The organism is Bradyrhizobium sp. AZCC 1721 (genome assembly GCF_036924715.1).
Classification (GTDB): Bacteria; Pseudomonadota; Alphaproteobacteria; order Rhizobiales; family Xanthobacteraceae; genus Bradyrhizobium.
In genome coordinates, this window is record NZ_JAZHSB010000001.1 from 5854277 (window position 1) to 5878791 (window position 24515).

General features: G+C 62.6%; 14 protein-coding genes. 11 read left to right on the top strand and 3 right to left on the bottom strand.

Features of this window, described 5'->3' with window-relative positions:
- Positions 1-11 precede the first annotated feature (11 nt).
- Positions 12-1955, bottom strand: coding sequence for a PrkA family serine protein kinase (locus tag V1273_RS28050; RefSeq protein WP_334364569.1), 1944 nt, complete (start codon positions 1953-1955; stop codon positions 12-14).
- A 508-nt stretch (positions 1956-2463) separates the two neighbouring features.
- Here V1273_RS28050 and V1273_RS28055 point away from each other — a divergent pair.
- The 7 genes from V1273_RS28055 to V1273_RS28085 all read left to right on the top strand — a co-directional run bounded on the left by V1273_RS28055 (position 2464) and on the right by V1273_RS28085 (position 10914).
- Positions 2464-3063, top strand: a complete 600-nt coding sequence (locus V1273_RS28055) for a DsrE family protein (protein WP_334411569.1) — start codon at positions 2464-2466, stop codon at positions 3061-3063.
- A 408-nt stretch (positions 3064-3471) separates the two neighbouring features.
- A complete protein-coding gene (locus V1273_RS28060) occupies positions 3472-6318 on the top strand; it encodes a bifunctional transaldolase/phosoglucose isomerase (RefSeq protein ID WP_334411570.1) in 2847 nt (948 codons plus the stop codon).
- Between the two features lie 12 nt (positions 6319-6330).
- A complete protein-coding gene (gene gnd / locus V1273_RS28065; protein WP_334411571.1) occupies positions 6331-7326 on the top strand; it encodes a phosphogluconate dehydrogenase (NAD(+)-dependent, decarboxylating) in 996 nt (331 codons plus the stop codon).
- 6 nt (positions 7327-7332) lie between these two features.
- The gene (gene zwf / locus V1273_RS28070) at positions 7333-8844 is read left to right on the top strand and encodes a glucose-6-phosphate dehydrogenase (RefSeq protein ID WP_334411572.1); all 1512 of its coding nucleotides are present in this window, start codon (positions 7333-7335) and stop codon (positions 8842-8844) included.
- 3 nt (positions 8845-8847) lie between these two features.
- Positions 8848-9603 (top strand): 6-phosphogluconolactonase, encoded by a 756-nt coding sequence (gene pgl, locus V1273_RS28075; RefSeq protein ID WP_334411573.1) that lies wholly within the window; start codon positions 8848-8850, stop codon positions 9601-9603.
- On the top strand, positions 9572-10114 hold the full coding sequence (locus tag V1273_RS28080) for a gluconokinase (protein WP_442894116.1): 543 nt from the start codon (positions 9572-9574) through the stop codon (positions 10112-10114). Before pgl ends, V1273_RS28080 begins: the two co-directional genes overlap by 32 nt.
- On the top strand, positions 10111-10914 hold the full coding sequence (locus tag V1273_RS28085; RefSeq protein ID WP_334411574.1) for a Cof-type HAD-IIB family hydrolase: 804 nt from the start codon (positions 10111-10113) through the stop codon (positions 10912-10914). Before V1273_RS28080 ends, V1273_RS28085 begins: the two co-directional genes overlap by 4 nt.
- A 210-nt stretch (positions 10915-11124) precedes the next feature.
- Here V1273_RS28085 and V1273_RS28090 read toward each other — a convergent pair whose 3' ends face one another.
- Both V1273_RS28090 and malQ read right to left on the bottom strand, forming a co-directional pair.
- On the bottom strand, positions 11125-12930 hold the full coding sequence (locus tag V1273_RS28090; protein WP_334411575.1) for a glycoside hydrolase family 15 protein: 1806 nt from the start codon (positions 12928-12930) through the stop codon (positions 11125-11127).
- A gap of 72 nt (positions 12931-13002) precedes the next feature.
- Complete coding sequence (gene malQ / locus V1273_RS28095; RefSeq protein ID WP_334411576.1) at positions 13003-14949, bottom strand: 4-alpha-glucanotransferase; 1947 nt, start codon at positions 14947-14949, stop codon at positions 13003-13005.
- A 299-nt stretch (positions 14950-15248) separates the two neighbouring features.
- Between malQ and treS the strand changes: the two genes are divergently transcribed.
- The 4 genes from treS to treZ are packed head-to-tail and all read left to right on the top strand — an operon-like array spanning position 15249 to position 24513.
- Positions 15249-18542, top strand: coding sequence for a maltose alpha-D-glucosyltransferase (gene treS / locus V1273_RS28100; RefSeq protein WP_442893771.1), 3294 nt, complete (start codon positions 15249-15251; stop codon positions 18540-18542).
- Positions 18539-20686 carry a 1,4-alpha-glucan branching protein GlgB gene (glgB, locus tag V1273_RS28105; protein ID WP_334364578.1) on the top strand — a complete coding sequence of 716 codons (2148 nt, stop codon included), beginning with the start codon at positions 18539-18541 and terminating at the stop codon, positions 20684-20686. Before treS ends, glgB begins: the two co-directional genes overlap by 4 nt.
- A 3-nt stretch (positions 20687-20689) precedes the next feature.
- Positions 20690-22765, top strand: a complete 2076-nt coding sequence (gene glgX, locus V1273_RS28110) for a glycogen debranching protein GlgX (RefSeq protein WP_334364579.1) — start codon at positions 20690-20692, stop codon at positions 22763-22765.
- The gene (gene treZ, locus V1273_RS28115; protein WP_334364580.1) at positions 22762-24513 is read left to right on the top strand and encodes a malto-oligosyltrehalose trehalohydrolase; all 1752 of its coding nucleotides are present in this window, start codon (positions 22762-22764) and stop codon (positions 24511-24513) included. Before glgX ends, treZ begins: the two co-directional genes overlap by 4 nt.
- Positions 24514-24515 lie beyond the last annotated feature (2 nt).

Genomic DNA, 24515 nt, shown 5'->3' on the forward strand with positions numbered 1-24515 from the left:
TTTCATCCGCCTCAGCCTGCTTGTTTTACGCGCATATACCACTCGACCAACCGGCGGACTTGCCGCTCGGTGTAGCCGCGCTCGACCATGCGCGCGACAAAGTCGTCATGCTTCTTTTCGGTATCGCCGTCCTTCTTCGAGCCGAAGGATATCACGGGCAGCAGATCCTCGACCTGGGAGAATATCCGCTTCTCTATCACTTCCCGGATCTTCTCGTAGCTGGTCCACGCCGGGTTCTTGCCGCTGTTCTGGGCGCGCGACCGCAGCGAGAACTTGACGACCTCGTTGCGGAAGTCCTTGGGATTGGCAATGCCGGCCGGCTTTTCGATCTTGGTCAGCTCCTGATTGAGCAGGTCGCGATCGAGCAGTTGTCCGGTGTCGGGATCCTTGAAGTCCTGATCCTCGATCCAGGCATCGGCATAATCGACATAGCGATCGAACAGGTTCTGGCCGTAATCCGCATAGGATTCGAGATAGGCCTTCTGGATCTCGTTCCCGATGAACTCGGCGTAGCGCGGCGCCAGTTCGGCCTTGATGAATTCGAGGTAACGCTTCTCGACTTCGTCGGGAAGCTGCTCGCGCCGGATCGCCTGCTCCAGCGTGTACATCAGGTGGACCGCGTCGGCACCGACCTCATTGGTGTCGTGGTTGAAGGTCGCGGCGAGAACCTTGAAGGCGAAGCGGGTCGAGACGCCGTCCATGCCTTCATCGACGCCGGCAGCATCCCTGTATTCCTGGACGCTGCGCGCCTTAGGATCCGACTCCTTGAGGCTTTCACCATCGTAGATCCGCATCTTGGCGAACACGGTCGAATTTTCGTGCTTGCGCAACCGCGACATCACCGAGAAGCGCGCCATGGTTTCCAGCGTGGCCGGAGCGCACGGTGCTGTGGCCAGTTCGGAGCTCTGGATCAGCTTCTCGTAGATCTTCTGTTCTTCGGTGACCCGCAGGACGTACGGCACCTTGATGACGCAGATGCGGTCGATGAACGCCTCATTGTTCTTGTTGGCTTTGAAGCTTGTCCATTCGGCCTCGTTGGAGTGGGCGAGAATGACGCCGCTGAAGGGGATCGCACCGATGTTCTCGGTCCCGATATAGTTGCCCTCCTGCGTCGCCGTCAGCAGCGGATGCAGCATCTTGATCGGCGCCTTGAACATCTCGACGAATTCGAGAATGCCCTGGTTGGCGCGGTTGAGGCCGCCCGAATAGCTGTAGGCGTCGGGATCGTTCTGGGCGAAGGTCTCCAGCTTACGGATGTCGACCTTGCCGACCAGTGACGAGATATCCTGGTTGTTTTCGTCGCCAGGCTCGGTCTTTGCGATCGCGATCTGCCGCAGCCGCGACGGCTGGATCTTGGCGACGCGGAATTGTGAGATGTCTCCACCGAACGCTTCGAGACGCTTGTAGCACCACGGACTCATCAGTCCGTTGAGGCGACGGCGCGGAATGCCGTACTTCTCCTCGAGCATCGGCCCGAGCGAATCCGGATCGAACAGGCTGAGCGGGCTTTCGAACACGGGGCTGAGTTCGTCGCCGGCCTTCAACACGTAGATGGGGTGAACTTCCATCAACGATTTGAGGCGCTCGGCGAGCGACGACTTTCCGCCGCCGACGGGGCCCAGCAGATAGAGGATCTGCTTGCGCTCTTCGAGACCCTGCGCGGCGTGGCGGAAGAACCCGACGATGCGCTCGATCGTGTCTTCCATGCCGTAGAAGCCCGCGAACGCCGGATAGAGCCGCATCGTGCGATTCAAAAAGATACGGCCAAGGCGAGGGTCCTTGGCCGTGTCAATCATCTGGGGCTCGCCGATCGCAGCTAGTAGTCGTTCGGTCGCATTGGCATATCGCATCGGATCGTTTCGACACGACTCGAGATATTCCGCCATCGACATGTCGGCTTGACTTCGAGCTTCGAAGGACCGGGCGAAAGCATTGAACAGAGAATCGTTGTACATGATCCGTCTCTCCATGGTCACCTGTAAATGCCGGACGCACCACTAGGGTTCCCAGTATCGGAGCGTCACAGCTTCCGTTCGCGAATCACCGTCGTCACATATGACGATTGGACACGCGAGCGACTTCACAATGCAATGCAATACTCATGCTAAGGGCCTCTACCTCGTAAAGATACGGTGCCATTTCGCTCGCGTTGTAGCCGGGCAGCAACATTTTTCACCGGGGAAGTACTGAGCAATATGTAAGGGGTTTTTTAGGGATTGTGAGCAGGTGCGGGGCTCAAATCTGCACCGGGGCCCGGCAAGGCGAAGGCGGCAAACGCTGTAAGCCCCGGGCTCTGAACCGGGGATAAACGCCGTATTTATCACGCATTCAGGCCTTTGGGCGGGCCGCGCTGACGCAAAATGGCCAAATATCCCGTCAGGGCCAGTCGCGAACCTGCGTTTGAACGCACCCGGCGCCACCTGCAACTAAAGTAATATGCCGCGCGTTTAATCCGAGTCTGCCATGAAATATCTCTGGATCGTTGCCACCGTTGCCTCCCTCGTCGGAGCCAATGCCTGCCACGCCCAGGATGGCGTCGATAAAGCCAGGACCGCCGCATTCGACGGGCAAATGTTCGGCAGCCCGCTCAGCCAAAAGACGTATGCCTGCTTTGTGCGTCGTTATGACGCCAACCATCTGGCGCGGCATCCGAAGCAGAAGGTCAGCGCGATGAAGCTTTTGGTGACGGCCGAAGACGTGCCGGAAGACAAGACCATCAATTATTCCTTCCGCCTCGGTTTCAAATATCGCCACCGCGCGGGCAATTTCGATTCCAGCGGCTATTGCAATCACATTGTCGCCGAAAACACCGGCGGCGAAATTCGTCTCGGCTGCAGCATCGATTGCGAAGGCGGCGGCATTGAAGTGGCGATGAAGGACGATAGACGGCGTGTCGGTCAATTCTCCAAAGCCGGAATCGAGCTCGCCGCCTGTGGCAACACCATGAAAGCCCAAAATGTCGCACTGGAAGATTTGCTGCCGGGCTTCATTGCCGCCGACCGCGGCGGCGTGGTGCGGATCGCCGAGTTGCAATCGCAGGGCTATCTTTACCTGAGGCCGTGAGGCGTTGCTGATTGACGTGAACAATTCACGTCGATCGCGCATTTGGACAATTTGGACGCCGCACTTTCGCCGCTCCATCGCGCTGAATACTTCTTGTGCTCTGATCCAGGCCGCACAAAATCGCGAGACAGCCCGGATGCGAGAAAACGGCGCCATGACGGGCTCCTTCACGACTTCGTGCAATGTGCCCGTCGGTGTCGCCATTCCGAACCCTGGTTCGACCAACCCGCCAGTCTCGCGGCGGGCAAGAACGGACTTTTCCGGGATCGAACCGGAGCCACTGGCGTTATCGTCCCGGACAGCTCCCATTCCATCCGGCTGTATGCCCAACCAAATATTGACTTTCCGGCCCTGCCCCCGAAAGCTGCCGGAAGCCCAAAAATCGACCGATCGAACAGAACAGGCACCATGAATCCCGTCAAAGCACTCGAAAACCATGGCCAGGCAGTCTGGCTGGACTTCCTCGCCCGCGGCTTCGTCGCCAAGGGCGACCTCAAGGCGCTGATCGATACCGACGGTGTCAAGGGCGTGACGTCGAATCCCTCGATCTTCGAAAAGGCGATCGGCAGCTCGGACGAATATGACGGTGCCATCAGCCGCGCTCTGAATGCGGGCGACCGCCCCGTCGCCGAACTGTTCGAGGCGCTCGCCGTTGAAGACATCCAGAACGCCGCCGACGTGCTGCGCCCGGTGTACGACCATTTGAACGGAAATGACGGCTTCGTCAGCCTCGAGGTCTCGCCCTATCTGGCAACGGATACCAAGGGGACCATTGCGGAAGCCCAACGGCTCTGGAAGGACGTCAAGCGTCAGAACTTGATGGTGAAGGTGCCGGCCACGCCGGAAGGCCTGCCCGCGATCGAACACCTGATCGGCGAAGGCGTCAGCATCAACATTACACTGCTGTTCTCGCAACACGTCTATCGCGACGTGGCGGAGGCGTACATCGCGGGCCTGGAAAAATACGTCGCTAACGGCGGCGATCCCTCTCACATCGCCAGCGTCGCATCTTTCTTCGTCAGTCGTATCGATACCGCGGTCGACAAGCAACTCGACGAGAAGATCGCGAGAGCCAATGACCCCGGTGAGAAGGAGCGGCTGAGCGCATTGAAGGGCAAGGTCGCCATCGCCAACGCCAAGCTCGCCTATCAGGACTACAAGCGGCTGTTCGCCGGCCCCCGGTGGGAGAAGCTTGCCGCCAGGGGCGCCAGGCCGCAGCGGCTGTTGTGGGCCTCCACCGGCACCAAGAACAAGGACTACAGCGACGTGCTGTATATCGAGGAGCTGATCGGTCCCAACACCGTCAACACCGTGCCGCCGGCAACGCTCGATGCATTCCGCGATCATGGCAGGCTGAGAGACAGTCTCGAGGAGAATATCGAGGACGCGCGCCACGTGCTCGAAGAGCTCGAAAAATCCGGCATCTCGCTCGACGCCATCACGGCCGAGCTGGTCAAGGACGGCGTCACGCTGTTCGCGGACTCTGCCGACAAGCTCTATGGCGCGGTCGCATACAAGCGTGCGACCTCGCTCGGCGGCGGCATCGACCGGCAGCAGTTCGCGTTCGGCGATGGCATCGGCAAGGCCGTCGAGAAGAGCACCGAGGAGTGGCGCGCGTCGGCCAAAATCCGAAGGCTGTGGCAAAAGGACAGGTCGGTCTGGACCGGCGACGACGAGAACAAATGGCTGGGCTGGCTGAACAGCGCGGCCGCCGCCAACATTGCCGACTACGAGGATTTTGCCCGCCGCGTGAAGGGGCAGAATTTCAGCGACGCGGTCGTGCTCGGCATGGGCGGATCGAGCCTCGGACCAGAGGTGCTGGCCGAGACGTTTGCCAAGAAATCCGGTTTCCCGAAGCTGCATGTGCTCGATTCCACCGATCCCGCGCAGGTGCAGGCGATGGAGGAGACCGTCGACCTCGCCCACACGCTGTTCATCGTCTCCAGCAAGTCCGGCGGCACCACCGAGCCGAACGTGATGAAGGATTACTTCTTCGATCGCGTCGCCAAGACTATCGGCAAGGACAAGGCCGGCCATCGCTTCATCGCGGTCACCGATCCCGGCTCGTCCCTGGAGAAGGTCGCGATCAGCCAAGGCTTTGCCCGCATCTTCCATGGCGATCCCACAATCGGCGGACGCTATTCCGTGCTGTCGCCGTTCGGACTGGTGCCGGCGGCTGCCGCCGGCATTGACGTCCGCAGCCTGATCACGCACGCGCTCGCGATGGTGCGTTCCTGCGGCGCCGACGTGCCGCCGCACGAAAATCCGGGCGTGCAACTCGGACTGGCGATGGGTCTTGCCGGCCTCGACGGCCGCGACAAGGTGACGATCACCTCGTCGGAGAAGGTCGCGGATTTCGGCGCCTGGGCCGAGCAACTGATCGCCGAATCCACCGGCAAGGAGGGCAAGGGCCTGATCCCGATCGATGGCGAGCCGCTCGGCGACCCCTCGCTTTACGGCGACGACCGCTTCTTCATCGATATCCGGACCGAGGGCGAGGACGACGCCTCGCATGATGATCGGCTCAAGGCGCTCGAGGCGGCCGGACATCCCGTGGTTCGCATCGTCATGAAGTCGATCGACCATATCGGTCAGGAGTTTTTCCGGTTTGAGATGGCGACCGCCGTCGCAGGCGCGATCCTAGGCATCAATCCGTTCAATCAGCCCGACGTAGAAGCGGCCAAGATCAAGACGCGCGAGCTGACGGGTGCGTTCGAAAAGACCGGATCGCTGCCGGCGGAGGAGCCGGTGATTTCGACCGACGAGGCTGATCTTTACACCGACGAGCACAATGCGGCCGAGCTGCGCAAGGCTGGCGCCGACGGCACGCTCGGCTCCTGGGTCAAAGCGCATCTTTCGCGCTCCGACGGCGGCGACTATGTCGCCCTGCTGGCCTATATCGCGCGCAATCCCGGCACGATCGGCTCGCTGCAAAAGATGCGGCTTGCGGTGCGCGACAAGCATCATCTGGCGACCTGCGCCGAATTCGGCCCGCGCTTCCTGCACTCGACCGGCCAGACCTATAAGGGCGGCCCCGACAGCGGCGTGTTCCTGCAGATCACGGCCGACGATGCCGAGGATTTGCCGGTGCCCGGACAGAAGGCGAGTTTCGGCATCATCAAGGCGGCGCAGGCGCGCGGCGATTTCGACGTGCTCACCGAACGCGGCAGGCGCGCGCTGCGCGTCCATCTCAAGGGCGATCTCGGATCGGGGCTGTCGGCGCTTGATGCTGCGATCGCAGAGGCGCTCAGTTAGGGAAGTCAGGATATGCAACTCGGCATGATCGGCCTCGGCCGGATGGGCGGCAATATCGTCCGCCGGCTGATCAAGAACGGCCACACCGCCGTGGTCTACGACAAGGACGCCAAGGCGGTCGCCGCACTCGCGGCGGAAGGCGCAACCGGCGCTGACACGCTGGAAGATTTCGTGGCGAAACTGGAGAAGCCGCGCACCGCCTGGGTAATGCTCCCGGCAGGCAAGATCACCGAGAAGACCATCGAGGCATTGGCAAAGCTGATGCAGCCCGGCGACGTCATCATCGATGGTGGGAATACGTTCTGGCAGGACGACGTCCGCCGCGGCGCGGCGCTGAAGGCAAAAGGCCTGCATTACCTCGACGTCGGCACCAGCGGCGGCGTCTGGGGCATCGAACGCGGCTATTGCATGATGATCGGCGGCGATAAGATGGTGGTCGACCGGCTCGATCCGATCTTCAAGACGCTGGCGCCGGGCGCGGGCGACATTCCGCGCACACCGGGACGCGAGGGCCGCGACCCGCGCGTCGAGCAGGGCTATATTCATGCCGGGCCGTCTGGCGCCGGACACTTCGTCAAGATGATCCACAACGGCATCGAATACGGCCTGATGCAGGCCTATGCCGAAGGGTTTGATATCCTGAAGAACGCTAACATCGACGCGCTGCCGCCGGAGCATCGTTTCGAGTTCGACATGGCCGACATCGCTGAAGTGTGGCGGCGCGGCAGCGTGATCCCCTCCTGGCTGCTCGACCTCACCGCTTCCGCGCTTGCGGCAAACCAGACGCTCGACACCTACTCCGGCTTTGTCGAAGATTCCGGCGAAGGCCGCTGGACGGTCAACGCCGCGATCGACGAAGCTGTGCCGGCGGAAGTGCTGACGGCGGCGCTCTACGCGCGCTTTCGTTCGCGCAAGGACCACACCTTTGCGGAAAAAATTCTTTCCGCGATGCGGGCCGGTTTCGGCGGCCACAAGGAGCCGCCGAAGAAGCCCACTGCGAAGGTGTGAGCGCTCATGGCGGTCGGTCAAACAACGCAGAAGAAGCCCGATCCCTGCTCCTTCGTCATTTTCGGCGTCACCGGCGACCTCACGCACCGACTGGTCGTCCCTGCCCTGTATAATCTTGCCGCCAGCGATCTCCTGCCGGATAGGTTCTGCCTGGTCGGCGTCGCTCGCAAGGGCATGACGAGCGACAGGCTGCGCGAGAGCCTGATGAAGGGCCTGCGCCAGTTCGCGACCCGACCGGTGGAGGATGCGATTTCGCGTCGTCTTTTGGACTGCCTGACCTGCATCGAAGCCGATCCGAAGGATCCGGCTTCGTTCGACGCGATGAGCAAGCAGCTCGGCGAGCTGGAAGCCGCGCGAAACACTGGCGGCAACCGCCTGTTCTACCTGGCAACGCCGCCGAACGCCTTCCTGCCGATCAGCCGCGAGCTAGGCCGCACCGGCATGCTGGCCGAGAACGGCGCGTGGCGGCGGCTGGTGGTGGAAAAGCCGTTCGGCACTGACCTCGCTTCCGCCAAGGCGCTGAACAGCGAATTGCTAAAGCTCGTCGATGAGCACGAGATCTACCGGATCGATCATTATCTCGGCAAAGAAACGGTGCAGAATATTTTGGTGCTGCGCTTCGCCAACGGCATGTTCGAGCCGATCTGGAATCGCAACCATATCGACCATGTCCAGATCACGGTCAACGAACAGCTCGGCGTCGGCCACCGCGGCAGTTTTTACGACCAGACCGGCGCGCTGCGCGACATGGTGCCGAACCATCTGTTTCAACTCTTGTCACTGGTCGCAATGGAGCCGCCGATCCGGTTCGACGCGCATTCGGTCCGCACCGAAAAGGCGGACGTGCTGGCAGCGATCCAGCTCCAGAGCGAGGCCGAGGCGCTGCGGAATTCCGTGCGCGGCCAGTATCTGGCCGGCCGGATCGGAGACAGCGAGATTGCGGACTATCGCAAAATCGAAGACGTCGCGGCCGGCAGTACGACCGAAACATATGTGGCGCTGAAGCTAATCATCGACAATTGGCGCTGGGCGGGTGTTCCCTTCTATCTGCGCACCGGCAAGGCGCTCGGCGTCAAGCGCACCGAAGTCGCCATCAAGTTCAAGCAGGCGCCGTTCGCGATGTTCAACTGCACGCCGGTGGAACGGCTGGCGCAGAATTACCTCGTGATCGGGGTCGCGCCGAACGAAGGCATCGCGCTGCAGTTCAATACCAAGGTGCCCGGCCCCTCGATCCTTATCGACGGCGTCGAGATGAAGTTTCGCTACAAGGACTATTTCAAGGCTGAGCCTTCGACCGGCTACGAGACGCTGATCTATGACTGCATGACCGGCGACAACATCCTGTTCCAGCGCGCCGACAGCGTCGAGGCCGGCTGGAAGGCGGTGCAACCATTCCTCGACGCCTGGAAGAAGGTAGGGGCCGAGGGCTTGCAGACCTACAAGGCCGGCAGCGAAGGTCCGCAGGAAGCGAACGAATTGTTGACCCGCGAAGGCCGAAGCTGGCGAAAGCTCGGGTGAGCGATGACAGCGAACGACAATCGCCGCGTGATCGCGGTCGCCGATCCGGCCGCACTGGCCGAGGCCGCGGCCGATCGCGTGCTCGCCAGGATCGAGGCCAATATTGGCCGCGTGGCGATTTGCCTGACCGGCGGATCGAGCCCCAGACAGCTTTATCAATTGCTCGCAACCGATGCCTATCGCAGCCGGATTCCGTGGCAGCGCGTGCACTGGTTCATTGGCGACGAGCGCTTCGTGCCGGCAGACGATCCGCTCAACAACATGGGCATGGCGCGAGAACTTTTTCTGGATAGCTGCGCGCCGGCGGCAAACATTCATCCGATTCCAACTGCGACCGCCGACCCGACCGATCCGGACCGCTGCGCCGCACTTTACGAACGGGAACTGCAATCGTTCTATGGGGCGGACACGCTCGATCAAGCCAACCCCTTGTTCGATCTCGTGTTGATGGGTGTAGGTCCCGATGGCCACACCGCATCGCTGTTTCCCGGCGATCCCGCGCTCGATGAGACCGCGCGCTGGGTGGTCGGCGTGCCACGCGCGAATGTCGAGCCATTCGTCCCGCGGGTCACCCTCACGCTGCCCACCCTTGCCTCCTGCCGCGAAATGCTGTTCGAGATTGCCGGCACCGAGAAGCATGCGATCTTGACGCGCCTCTTTGCACGCGAGAACCTGCCTGCCAACCGTGCGCGATCCACCGGCGAGACGGTCTGGCTGGTGGACCGGGATGCGCTTCCGGAGGATTTTGGTGGGCGATAGAACTCCCAGCGCGCTGGTGGTGATGGGCGTTTCCGGTTCGGGCAAGAGCACCATCGCCGATCGTCTCGCAAGACGCCTCGGCTGGCGCTACGAGGACGGCGACCGGTTTCACCCGCCAGCCAATGTTGTGAAGATGAGCGCCGGCCACCCGCTGACCGACGAGGACCGCTGGCCGTGGCTGTGGGCAATCGCCGACGAGATCGACCGCCTCTCAGGGTCCGGCGAGCACGCCGTGATCGCCTGCTCGGCATTGAAGCGCGCCTATCGCGACATTCTCGTGCATGGTCGCGACGATGTCCGCATCGTTTTTCTCGACGGAACGCAGGACTTGATCGCGGCCCGGCTTGCCGCCCGCAAGGGACATTTCATGCCGCCGGGCCTGCTCGCCAGCCAATTCAGGACGCTGGAGCCGCCGGGCGCGGGCGAGCGGCCGATCACTGTATCGATCGATGCCCCGGTCGAGAACATCGTGGATGACATCGTCCGTCAATTGAACCTGGTCCCCCAATGACACGTATCGCGCTCGTTGTTTCCGACGTCGACGGCACTCTGTTGACGCACGACAAGATCCTGACCGATGGCGCCAAGGCGGCCGTTCGCAAGCTGCATGCGGCCGGCATCGGTTTCACCATCGTCTCCAGCCGGCCGACCATCGGCATGGGTTTTCTGATCGAGCCGCTTTCGATCGCGCTTCCCGTCGGCACCTTCAACGGCAGCTCGATCGTCGATGCCGGGCTCAAACCGATCGAGCAGCATTTGATCGGGGCAACCGTGGCCCGGCGCAGCCTCGACGTGCTTAATGCTTTCGGCGTGGATATCTGGCTGTTCACCAATCAGCGCTGGTACACGCGCAATCCCGACGGCGAGTACGTCCCGCACGAGAAGCTGGCCATCAAGGCTAATCCTACCATCGTCACCGACTTCACGCCGCATCTCGCGGAGACCTGCAAGATCGTCGGCGCCAGTTCGGATGCTGAGCTGTTGCAGCGTTGCGAGGTGGCAATGCAGCAGGCGCTCGGCCGGGAGGTCGTCGCGGTCCGCTCACAGACCTATTATCTCGATGTCACGCCGCCCGGTCACAACAAGGGCACCTTCGTGGACGCCATGATCAGCCGACTCGGCATTTCGGCGGCAGCGGTCGCGACCATCGGCGACATGGAGAACGATCTTCCGATGTTTGCCCGAAGCGGCGTTTCGTTTGCGATGGGCAATGCGGCCGAAGACGTCAAAAAGCACGCGACGCACGTCACAGACAGCAACGAGCGCGACGGATTTGCGGCGGCGATCGAGACGGTGCTGCGGCTCGGATAGGCAAGAGCCGGCGTATCAAGCCCGTCTGAAGGATAAATCGAGGAACTCTCAAAGTCTTCGCGCGGCGAATCCGTTTCTGTCGGCCGGCACGATCGGCAAGCGCGAGCCGGTGCCCGACCGCCGTCTCCTCCATGAAGGCAGGCTCACCAGCCCTAGCCTGCCGCGGCGAAGATGAGTACCGGCTCGCGCGACCGGCTGGGACCTCGCCCGCTATTTCGAGCGCTGCATCGCCGGCTTCTCGGTCGACTTCTTCGCCACGCTGAGGTTCTGCGCGGTGTTGATCAGCGCGATATGCGTGAGCGCCTGCGGGAAATTTCCGGTCTGGCGACCGGCCACCGTATCGTACTCCTCGGCCAACAGGCCGAGGTCGTTGGCAACTGCGACGACGCGAGCGAACAACTCCTGCGCCGTGCCGAATTCGCCAGCCAGCACATACGCGTCCGCAAGCCAGAGCGTGCAGGCGAGGAACGCGCCTTCGGCCGGTTGTTTCTCCGCCGGGACTTCCCGCGGGTCGTGCCGCAGCACAAAACCGTCCCGCATCAGATGCCGTTCGACCGCGACAAGCGTACCGCGCACACGGGGATCCTCCGGCGGCAGAAATCCCACCGACGGCAGCAACAGGATGCTCGCGTCGAGCATTTTCGAGCCGTATGACTCGACGAACGCGTTCAACTCGGAGTCAAAGCCCTTCGCGCAGACGTCGGCGTGAATGGCGTCGCGCAGCGCGCGCCATTTCTCGAGCGGCGCCTTGAAGCCAAATGTTTCCGCGCTCTTGATGCCGCGGTCGAACGCGACCCAGGTCATTACTTTCGACGAGACATAATGCCTGCCCGCGCTCCGGCGCTCCCAGATGCCGTGATCCGGTTGGGCCCACCGCTCTGCAAGGTGCTGCAGCACGGCGCATTCCAGCGCCCAGCTCGTTTCATCCATTTCGAGCTTGGCCACGCGCCACTGGTGAAAGGCGTCGATCAATTCGCCGTAAACGTCGAGCTGCAGTTGCGCATGCGCGGCGTTGCCGATCCGCACGGGACGTGCGCCTTCATAGCCGGGCAGCCACGTGGCCTCCCATTCCAGGAGACGCCGCTGGCCCATGATGCCGTACATGATCTGCATATTGGCGGGAGAACCCGCCGCTGCCCGCAACAGCCAATGGTGCCAGGCGGAAGCTTCCTCGGTATAGCCCGAGTTCATCAGCGCCAGCAGCGTGAAGGTGGCGTCGCGCAGCCAACAGAAGCGATAATCCCAATTCCTGGCGCCGCCGAGCTTTTCCGGCAGCGAGGTCGTCGGCGCAGCGACGATGCCGCCGGTCGGCGCATAGGTCTGCGCCTTCAGCGTGATCAGCGAGCGCATCACGAGAGCGCGGTATTCGCCCTCATAGGTGCAACGGTTGCTCCACTCGGTCCAGAACGCTTCGGTATCCTGCAATGCATAGGCAGGATCGATCGGCTTGGGCACCGGCAGATGCGAAGGGCCGTAGGTGAGCACGAAGGGGACGGTATCGCCCTCGCCGACCTCGAAATCGGCGACCGTCGTCAGGTCCTCCCCGCGCGTTTCCACCGGGGTGCGCAACACCGTCATGTCCTGCCCGCAAATAGCGAGCAGGGCGGAGCCGTCCTCGGTCTTCTTGACCCAGGGAATATCGGTGCCGAAGCCGAAGCGGATGACAAGCTGCATGTGCATCCTGACCCGGCCGCGAAGGCCGCGTACCAACCGCACCACATCGGAGGCGTTGCCGCGCGGCGGCATGAAGTCGATCAGCTCGACCGCGCCGCCAGCGGTCTCGAACCTCGTCTGCAGGATCAGGGTGTCGCCCCAATAGTTGCGCGAGGTGCCGGTGACTTCCTCCACCGGTGCGATCAGCCAGCGGCCGTGCTTGTGGGTACCTAGAAGGGCTGCAAAGCAGGCGTCGGAATCGAAGGCCGGCCAGCATAGCCAGTCGATCGATCCGTCGCGGCCGACCAGTGCCGCGGTCTCGCAATCGCCGATCAACCCGTAGTCTTCGATCCGGCACGACAAGGTGATTCACCGCCAGAACGGAATGGCATTTCTTCCAACTGTCATCCCGCTCTGCCTTCCTTCTCGAACTCGTCAGATCGCGGCGCGCGACCGCTCATGGGTTGCCGCCTTGAGTGCGGCGATGTCGACCGTGGACGTCATCTCCTCGATCGACACCGGAAGCCGCCGCCGCCAGTTCGGATGCTCGTTGACGGTGCCGGGGATATTAGGCTGGTCGACCAACCCAAGCAGATCCTCCAGCGAGACCGCGAGCAGCCGCGATTTGGTCCGCGCCAGGAAATTCGCGACCGAATAGAGATCGTTGCGGTAGATGGCGTGATGCCGCAGCACGTCATCCAGCATGGCAAGCGCGTGCCAGCGCGCATCGTCGCTCTCGCCCGGATCGATCCCGAGCGAACGCTTCAGCTTGAGATCGCCGAACGAGCGCCAGCCGGCATAGGTCGAGAGATCATGGGTGTTGAAGGTGACGAGCGCGTTGGTCAGGTAATGATCGATGCTGCGGAACGATCCGTGGTCGTCGCGCTCGAACATCATCACGAGATACGACCAGATGCCCCAATCGGCGATCTGGTCGCGAAACCCTTCCGGCACGGTGCCGAGGTCTTCGCCGATCACGACGCAGCGATGCGCGAGGCTTTCCAGCGCGGTTACCGCGAGCAGCGCCTCGAATGGCATCTGTACATAGACGCCGTCGCGTGCGGTGAAGCCCTGCGGCACCAGATAGAGCCGCTTCAGCCCGAGCACATGATCCAGCCGGATCGCGCCGGCGTGCCGCATCGAGGCGCGCAGCATGTCGCGATACGGCGCAAAGGACTGCCGCTCGAGCCCTGCCGCATTGAAGCCGGCAAGACCCCAGGTCTGGCCGGCGGTGTTGAGCGGATCGGGTGGCGCGCCGACGCCGAGATGGCGAGAGATCGCGACCTGTTCGTTCCAGGCATCGAACCCGTCGGCCTGCACGCCGACCGCGACGTCGAGATAGAGCCCGACCTTCATGCCGAGCTTCTTCGCCAGATCGCTGGCCGCGCCGAGCTGCCGGTCCGCGGTCCATTGCACGAATTCGACGAATTCGATTTCACTGGCGTCCGCGCCCTCGCGCAATGCGGCGCATCTGGCGTCGTCCGGCTGCCGCCACTCTTCCGGCCATTCCCACCACGGCTTGCCGAATTTGTGCCGGAGTACCTCGAAGCAAGCAAAATGCGACAGCAAGGTACCGCACTCGGAGCGGAATTTGTCGAAATCCTGTTGGCGGGCCGGTTTGGCGCCGGCCTTGAAGGCAGCAAAGGCGGAGCGAAGCGCGCGCCACTTCAAACCGGCGACGCCGACATAATCGACGACGGCGCGTGCCCGCAACGGCGCCAGCGCCTCGCTCGTTTCGGAATCGAGTTGAAATTCGGGAATCTTTTCAACGTCGATATAGAGCGCGTTGAGAAACAACCGGCTGTTTGGCGAATACGGGCTGCAATCGCCCGGGCGATCGTCGAACAGAGCGTGCAAGGGATTGAGGCCGACGCCGTCGGCCCCGAGATGGTCGGCGAGTTCGATCAGGCTTGCGAGGTCGGTGAAGTCGCCCATGCCCCAATTGCGCGCCGAGCGGACGCCGTAAAGCTGGGCCGCGAGCAACCAGCAGCGGTCGAACTCGCCGCCAAACGCCCGTTCCGGCGCCGAAATCAGCGGCACATCCTCGACTCTCGCGGCATCGCTCAACTGCAGCCGGTAGATGCCGAGCGGCAGGTCCCTAGGCCAGTCGATGGCATGATCCGAGCTCTCGCCCTTGGCGATAACTCCTGAATCCGCAACGATTTTCCACTCCGCCGGGAGCGTGGCTGTGGGGATTTCGGTTCGCGACGGCCGTCCGGACCGGACCACGACCGGGTGGCCGACCAGCGGCCCCGGCGCCTGCGGCGGCAGGGCATCCAGGATAATTTTCAGGGCGGCCGCGTCTGTCACACGGCGATTACCCTGACCATCCAGGAATTCGGTTTGAATTCCCAGGGCTTTAGCTTGGGCGAAAAGATCCATTCGGCACGTACTTTGCACGCAAACATCAAACCGATGTCGCGAAATTGTCCAATTACGGGAAGGAGATAGACGGTGTCTAACGTTCGGGCCCGCCAACGGTTCCGCTGGAACCAAAGCAAGCCGAGCGGCTTTCTATCTCTATGTCCGGAACGTCTCCCTTTCTGCAAACGAAACGGGGACGTCATTTCCATGGCAATGGCATCACCGTGAACAAAAAAGCGCAAACCGCCGAGAGCTCCAACGCCGGCGTCTCCCTTCCTATCGACGGCTCCTATCCGCTGAATCCGGATAGCAGCCTTGTGGTCGAAGCAAAGCAGCTGCCCGCCGCCGAGGTCGCCACCGACGAGCTCTGGTACAAGGATGCGATCATCTATCAGTTGCACGTCAAGGCCTTCGCCGACAGCAACAATGACGGCATCGGCGACTTTGCCGGGCTGACGGAGAAACTTGGGTACCTGCAGGACCTTGGCGTCACCACATTGTGGCTGTTGCCGTTCTATCCCTCCCCCGGCCGCGACGACGGCTACGACATCGCCGACTACGGCGACATCAACCCCGATTTCGGGACGATGAAGGATTTCAGGCGCTTCATCCAGGAGGCCAAGAAGCGCGGCCTGCGGGTCATCACCGAGCTCGTCATCAACCACACCTCCGATCAGCACGACTGGTTCAAGCGCGCCCGCCGCTCGGACCCGAATTCCTCTGCCCGCAACTGGTATGTCTGGAGCGATACCGACCAGAAATATTTGGGCACGCGAATCATCTTCACCGATACCGAGAAGTCGAACTGGACCTGGGACCCGGAAGCCGGCCAGTTCTACTGGCACCGCTTCTTCTCGCACCAGCCGGATCTCAATTTCGACAATCCGCGCGTGGTGAGCGCGCTGGTGCAGGTGATGAAGCGGTGGCTCGACACCGGGGTCGACGGTTTCCGGCTCGACGCCATTCCCTATCTCTGCGAGCGCGACGGCACCAACAACGAGAACCTGCCGGAGACGCATGCCGTCATCAAGCGGCTGCGCAGCGAACTCGATGCCTACGCAAAAGGCAAGGTGCTGCTGGCCGAGGCCAACCAATGGCCGGAGGACGTACAGGAATATTTCGGCCGTGGCGACGAATGCCACATGGCCTATCATTTTCCGCTAATGCCACGCATCTACATGGCAATCGCGCAGGAAGACCGTTTTCCGATCACCGACATCCTGCGCCAGACGCCGGATATTCCAGGCAATTGCCAGTGGGCGCTGTTCCTGCGCAACCACGACGAACTGACGCTGGAAATGGTCACCGACGTCGAGCGCGATTACCTGTGGTCGACCTACGCCAACGATCCCCGGGCCCGCATCAATGTCGGCATCCGGCGGCGGCTGGCGCCGCTTATGGACAATGACCGACGCAAGATCGAGTTGATGAATTCGCTGTTGTTCTCGTTCCCGGGCACGCCGATCATCTATTACGGCGACGAGATCGGCATGGGCGACAACATCTATCTCGGCGACCGTAACGGCGTCCGCACCCCGATGCAGTGGACGCCGGATCGCAATGGCGGCTTCTCCCGTTCCGACCCCGCGCGGCTCTACGCGCCGACCATCATGGACCCGGTCTATGGCTATGAGTCCGTCAATGTCGAGGCGCAGTCGCGCAGCCTCTCCTCGCTGCTCTCTGCCACCAAGCGGCTGATCGCGGTCCGCAAATCCACGATCGCCTTCGGCCGCGGCAGCATGACATTCATCCGCCCGGAAAACCGCTCCGTGCTGTGCTACGTGCGCCAGTACGGGGACGAGGTCATTCTGTGCGTCGCCAATCTGTCGCGGTCGGCTCAGGCTACCGAACTGGATCTCTCCGCCTTCAAGGACCGCATCCCGCTGGAAATGCTCGGCCGCACGCGCTTCCCGGCGATCGGCGAGCTGCCCTACATGATCACGCTGTCGCCTTACGGCTTCTACTGGTTCGAACTGCAGGAGCCCGACAAATCGGCGCCGGTGCCGCAGCGCGCGGTGCCCGAATTTGAAACGCTGGTGGTACCGTTGAACGCGACCTGGGTATCGCTGGCGCGCGAGCGCGGCGTGTTCGAACGCGACGTACTTCCGGGACATCTGGCGCGCAGCCGCTGGTACCCGGAACGCTCGGCCAAGGCGATCCATCCGAAACTGACGTCGGCGATTCCATTTTGCGACATCGGCGACAACCGGCCGTGGCTTGCTTTTTTCGAAACGACGCAGCGCGGCGTCACCACGCGCTACGTGTTGCCGATGCAGATCGAATGGGTGCGCTTCGACCGCGAGCGCTACAATCCGCATGCGCTGGCCGCCGTTCGCCAGGGCGCGCGCGAGGGAACGCTGCTCGACGTTGCCACCGACCAGATCTTCGTCGCGCTATTTTTGCGCAATCTGCAGCAATCGCTGACGGTGGACGAGAGCGAACAGGGATTGCGGCTCGAATTCCGCCCGACCGGCCGCTTCGGCGACAAGCCGATCCGGCAGCCCGAGTACATCCGCACCATTGAATCCGAACTGCCGCGCAGCACAGCGCTGGTGGACAATGACTATGTCGTCAAGATCTACCGGACACTTCAGGTCGGTCCCAGTCCTGAAATCGAGATGGGACGCTTCCTGACTGATGTCGCCAACTTTCCCAACGCGCCGGCGCTGCTCGGCAGCGCCGAGCTGGTCGAGGGCAACGAGAAGAGCGCGGTCGGCGTCGTTCACGCCTTCATCGCCAATCAGGGTGACCTCTGGACCGTGAGTGCGGCCTATCTCGATCGCTTCGTCGAGGAGCAGCGCCTGCTCGCAGCGAGCATCCATCCCGGCGAGCGCGAAGAAGAGATCCCTTATCTGCGCTACATCTCGCAAGCCGGACGGCGCGTGGCCGAGCTCCATGTTGCGCTGGCCAGCAACGGCGAGCTTGCCGAATTCGCGCCCGAGCCGACCGGCGGCGACGACGTGCAGCGCTGGGTCGACGACCTAATACGCAGCGCCGGGCACGTCTTCGATGCGCTTCGGCAGCGGCGAGATACGCTGAAGGAAGCCGACCGAGCGTTGGCCGATCAGGTGCTGGCGTTGCAGCCGGCCCTGCCGGATTGGCTGGAAACGCTGCTGCTGCGTGAGGCTCACGTCGCCAACATTCGCGGCCATGGCGACCTCGATCTCACCCAGTTGCTGATCGTCAAGGACGACATCTTCATCGTCGACTTCGAAGGCGCGCCGCGGCGCAGTATCGCCGAACGCCGGCGCAAGATGCCCGCAGCACGCGACATCGCAAGCCTGATCCGCTCGATCGATTATTCGGCGACCGCAGCCCTTGAGCGCGCGCTCAAAGTAGCCCACGATGACCACGGCAAGCTCGGCGCGGCGCTTGGCGAATGGCGGGACCGGGCGACGGCTGCATTTCTCGCCGCCTACCGCGAAGCGATGACCGACCAACGGCTGTGGCCGGCCGATCCGACGTCAGCAGACGGCTTGCTGACCTTCTTCCTGCTCGAGAAGGCCTTGAACGAGATCGAACACGAACTGTCATTCCGGCCGGAATGGCTGCGCGTGCCACTGAGCGGAATTATCAGAATGTTGTCACAACCGTCCTTCGAGGCCTCATGACCAAGCTATCCGCAGAGGCCTACGCAATCATCGAAGGCAAGCATTCGGATCCGTTTCGATATCTCGGCTTGCACAGCGAAGGCGGACACAGCGTGGTGCGCGCTTTCATCCCGGAAGCGTCCAACGTGGAGGCGGTCGGCGAGCAAGGCGAGACGGCGCCGCTTGAGCGCATTCACGATGCCGGGCTGTTTGAAGGCGCGCTGCCGAACGGATCGAAACGCTATCAGCTCCGCGCCCGCTTCGGCGAGAACGTCGTCGATCTCGACGACCCCTACCGCTTTCCGCCCGTGCTCAGCGACTTCGACCTCTATCTCCTGGGCGAAGGCACCCACCGGCGGATCTATGACAAGCTCGGCGCGCATCCGATGACACTCGATGGCGTCGACGGCGTGGCGTTCGTGGTGCTGGCGCCGAACGCCAAGGCAGTCAACGTGGTCGGCGATTTCAATTTCTGGAATGCGCGGCGGCATCCGATGCGGGTGCGCGGCGTCGGCTATTGGGAACTGTTCGTGCCCCATGCCCGCGCCGGCGACCGGTACAAGTTCGACATTACCGGCTCCGACGGACGGCATCTGCCGCTGAAATCCGATCCGGTGGCCTTTGCGGCGGAAGTCCGGCCCTCAACGGCCTCGATCGTCGTCGACGAAAACAGAATTCCGCATCCACGCCCAGCGCCGTCGGGCATCAACGAGCTGGAAGCACCGATCTCGATCTACGAGGTTCATCTCGGCTCCTGGCGGCGCAAGAACGGCAATGAATGGCTGAGCTATCGCGACCTCGCCGAACAGCTTCCGGCTTATGCAAAAGATATGGGCTTTACCCATCTCGAGTTTCTGCCCGTCAGCGAACATCCGTTCGACGGCTCCTGGGGCTATCAGCCGACCGGCCTGTACGCACCGACCAGCCGGTTCGGCCCGCCGGAAGATTTTTCCGCCCTCGTCGATGCCTGTCATCGCGAGGGGCTCGGCGTGTGGCTCGACTGGGTGCCCGGACATTTTCCCGACGATCCGCATGGGCTCGGCTATTTCGACGGTACCGCACTCTACGAGCACGCCCACCCGATGCAGGGCCGCCATCTCGACTGGGGCACGCTGATCTACAATTACGGCCGCACCGAAGTGGTCAATTTCCTGGTCTCCAACGCGCTGTTCTGGCTCGATCGCTACGGCGTCGACGGTCTGCGCGTCGATGCCGTCGCCTCGATGCTCTACCTCGACTACAGCCGGCCCGCCGGCGAGTGGATCCCGAACCGGCTTGGCGGCCGGGAAAACCTCGAAGCCATCGAGTTCCTGCGCCGCTTCAACATCGAACTGTTCGGGCATTTTCCGGAAGCCACCACGGCTGCGGAAGAATCTACCGCGTGGCCGCAGGTCTCGCGGCCGGTCGAATATGGCGGGCTCGGCTTCGGCTTCAAATGGAACATGGGCTGGATGCACGACACGCTGCAGTATATCGGCAAGGATCCGATATACCGGAAGCACCATCACGGCGACGTGCTGTTCGGCCTGCATTACGCATTTTCAGAGAATTTCATTTTGCCGCTGTCGCATGACGAAGTCGTGCACGGCAAGCGATCGATCCTCGGCCGTATGCCCGGCGACGAGTGGCAGCGCTTTGCGAACCTGCGTGCCTATTACAGCTTCATGTTCGGCCATCCCGGCAAGAAGCTCCTGTTCATGGGCTGCGAGTTCGGCCAGGAGCGCGAATGGAACCACGATCATTCGCTCGACTGGCACCTTTTGGCGCAGCACCGCCATAGCGGCATGCAGAACCTGATCCGCGACCTCAACCGGCTCTATCGCAGCGTGCCGGCGCTGCACCAGATGGATTGCAACCAGGCGGGATTTGAATGGGTCATCACCCACGATTCCGGCGGCAACGTCTTTGCCTGGCTGCGCAAGGGTTTCGATGCGCGCGCGCGCTGCCTCGTGGTGGTGAACTTCTCGCCGAACGTCTATCACAATTATCGCGTCCGGGTGCCGTTCGCCGGCAAGTGGAAGGAAGCGCTCAATTCGGACTCTGCGCATTATGGCGGCAGCAATGTCGGCAACGTCGGCGAAGTCCAGACCCTGGAAGGCAGCATCCCCGAACTCAGCCTAACCATTCCGCCTCTGGCTGCGATCTTTCTCGTACCGGAAAGCTGACGCATGCGACTGTCCGCGGGAAGCCCCGCCCGCCTCGGAGCAAGCTGGGACGGCAGGGGCACCAACTTTGCGCTGTTCTCGGCCAATGCGGAGAAGGTCGAGCTTTGCCTGTTCGACGGCCAGGGCCGCCGCGAACTCGAGCGAATCGAACTGCCCGAGCGCAACGAGGACGTCTGGCACGGCTATCTCAACGACGTCTCGCCCGGACAGCTCTACGGCTATCGCGTCCACGGCCCCTATGCGCCGGAGCGGGGACACCGTTTCAACGCCAACAAGCTGTTGCTCGATCCCTATGCCAAGCGGCTCGCCGGCCGGCTGGTGTGGAGCGACGCGCATTTCGGCTATCGAACGGGGAGCGCGCGCGAGGATCTTTCGTTCGACCGCCGCGACAATGCCCGCGGCATGCCGAAGGCGGTCGTGGTCGACGAGACCTTCAACTGGGGCCGCCGCGAGATACGGCCGAACATCGCCTGGGAAGACACCGTCATCTATGAGGCCCACGTCAAAGGCCTGACGCAGAGGCGCGACAACGTGGCACCGGGCTGGCGCGGCACCTATGGCGGGCTGTGCTCGCCGGCGATGATCGACCATCTCAAGCGGCTCGGCGTCACCACCATCGAACTGTTGCCGATCCACGGCCTGATCGATGACCGGGTGCTGGTAGAAAAGAAGCTCTCCAACTACTGGGGCTACAACACGCTGGCGTTCTTCGCACCGGAGCCGCGCTATGCGCAGGACAATGCGCTCGATGCGTTCCGCACCACGGTGGCGCGGCTGCACGACGCCGGCATCGAGGTGATGCTCGACGTAGTCTATAACCACACCGCCGAAGGCAATCATCTCGGCCCGACGCTGTGTTTCCGCGGCATCGATAACGCGTCCTATTACTGGCTCAACAAAGAGCATCCGCGCTACTATGACGACTTCACCGGCTGCGGCAGCTCGGTCAACCTCACCCATCCGCGCGTGCTGCAGATGGTGATGGATTCGCTGCGCTACTGGGTCGAGGTCTGCCACGTCGACGGCTTTCGCTTCGACCTCGCCACCACGCTGGCGCGCGAGCCGAACGGTTTTGACCGCAATTCCGCGTTTCTGACCGCGGTGCGGCAGGACCCGGTGCTGGCAACCGTAAAACTCGTCGCCGAGCCATGGGACCTCGGCCTGGGCGGCTATCAGGTCGGCGCGTTTCCCTCGCAATGGTCGGAATGGAACGACCGTTATCGCAGCGCGCTACGGCGCTACTGGAGCGGCGAAGGCAGCCTGATCGGCGAGGTCTCGCGCCGCATGACCGCCTCATCCGACCTGTTCCACCATGACAACCGCGCAACGCGCGCCAGCATCAATCACATCACCGTCCATGATGGTTTCACGTTGGCCGACCTGTTCAGCTACAACGAGAAGCACAACGAGGCGAACGGCGAGGACAATCGCGACGGCTCCAACGACAACCACAGCAACAATTGCGGCCATGAGGGCCCGACCACGGACGCCGCGATCGTGGCGCTGCGCCGGCAGCTCCGCAGGAACCAGTTCGCCTGCCTGTTCCTCGCGCAGGGGACGCCCTTGATGCTGGCCGGCGACGAGGTCGGCAATTCGCAGAACGGCAACAACAACGCCTATTGCCAGGACAACGAGATCGGCTGGGTCAACTGGGAAAATCTCGGCAAGCCAGGCGAAGACCTCACCGATTTCGTCGGCCACATGACCGCGCTGCGCCGGCGCTTTCCGCAACTGCGCTACCAGCGCTGGCTCTCCGGGCGGCGCAAGGACGGCTCCTACGGCGTGCTGTGGCTGACGCCGGCAGCCGAGGAAATGCAGGAAGCCGACTGGAATTTTCCGGAAGGACGGTTCCTCGCCTATGTGCTGGGGCCTTTGGAACCAGGTCAGCCGCCGATCTTTATCGTGCTGAACGCTGCGCCCGAAGAGATCGCTTTCAAGTTGCCGCAGATGCCCGAATACAAGAGCTGGCAGCAGGTACTGAATACGACCGAGGCCGTGCTGGCCGCCGCTGAATTCGCTTCGGGCGTCGAAACCAGCGCGCCGCCGCGATCGGTGCTTGTCTTTGCGGGCGCCGCATGAATGACAGGCAATTCGGCCCGCTTCTGACAAACTACGGCACGCGGTTTCGGCTGTGGGCGCCGGGGGCCAAACGCGTCGAGGTGATGCTGGAGCAGCCTCACGCGATGAGACGCGGCGAAGACGGCTGGTTCACGGCCGATATTGCCGGTGTCAAGGCTGGCGCACGCTACAAATTCCGCATCGATGGCGAACTCGATGTCCCCGATCCAGCTTCGCTGTTTCAGCCCGAGGACGTTTTCGGCCCGAGCGAAGTGATCGATCATGAAGCGTATCGCTGGCGGGCCGCAAGCTGGCACGGACGGCCGTGGCAGGAGGCGATGATCATCGAGGCGCATGTCGGCACCTTCACTGCTGAAGGCAGCTATCGCGCCATGATCGACAGGCTCGACCATCTCGTAGCCACCGGCATCACCGCATTGGAATTGATGCCGCTGGCGGATTTCGCCGGCTCCCGCAACTGGGGCTATGACGGCGTCTTGTGGTACGCACCCGACAGCTCCTATGGCCGTCCCGAAGATCTCAAGGAGCTGATCGACGAGGCGCACCTGCGCGGGCTGATGGTGATGCTTGATGTCGTCTACAACCATTTCGGCCCCGAGGGAAATTATCTCGGCCGCTATGCGCCCTCCTTCTTCACCGAAGCCCACACGCCATGGGGTAGTGCGATCGACTATCGCGTCAGGCAAGTCCGTGCCTTTGCGATTGAGAACGCGCTCTCCTGGTTGCGCGACTACCGCTTCGACGGACTGCGGCTCGATGCCGTCAACTCGATCGTTGAACCGGGCGGGCTGTCGCTGCTGCACGACATCAGCGCCGCTACCGGCCAATTGGCCGCGGAAACCGGCCGGCACATTCACCTCGTGCTGGAGAACGGCGACAACCGCGCCAGCATCCTGGATTCCGTCCAGGACCCACCACACGGCAAATACCGCGCGCAATGGAACGACGATTACCATCACGCCTGGCGCGTGCTGATGACCGGCGAGAAGCAGGGCTACTATGGCGATTACCAGCGTTCGCCGAGATCGGATATCGCCCGCTCGCTGTCATCAGGTTTCGTCTACCAGGGCGAGCCATCGGCTTTTCGCGGCGTCAGGCGTGGCGAACCGAGCGGCCATCTTGCGCCGACCGCCTTCATCAACTTCCTGCAGAACCACGACCAGATCGGCAATCGTGCGCTGGGTGACCGGCTAGAAGGCAACGCCGACACGCGGATGATCGAAGCGGGGCTTCAGATCCTGCTGATCGCGCCTCACATCCCCATGCTGTTCATGGGCGAGGAATGGGGCTCGACGGTCCCGTTCCCCTTCTTCTGCGATTTCGGCGGCGAACTCGCCGACGCGGTTCGGAAGGGCCGCCGCATCGAATTGGCCTGGGCCTATGCGGAATATGGTGATGAAGTCCCCGACGCGCTCGCCGCTTCGACCCGCGATTCCGCCGTTCTCGACTGGGATGGCCGTGACGCTCCGGCAGGGCGGAAACGCCTGACCATGGTGCGAAACCTACTGCAGGTCCGGCGGCAGGAGATTGTGCCGCGGCTGGCCGGCGCAGCTTTTGGGAAAGCAGACGCGGAAAGCAACGGATTGCTGACCGCCGATTGGCGCATGGGCGATGGCACCGCGCTTCGCCTCACCGCCAACCTGTCGGAAAAGGCCGTCAGCCACGGCGAAGCTGCAGGAACCCTGATCTGGGGTAGCGAGTTGGGCAATAGCGTCCCGCCATGGTCGGTGCACTGGCGCATCGGATAGGA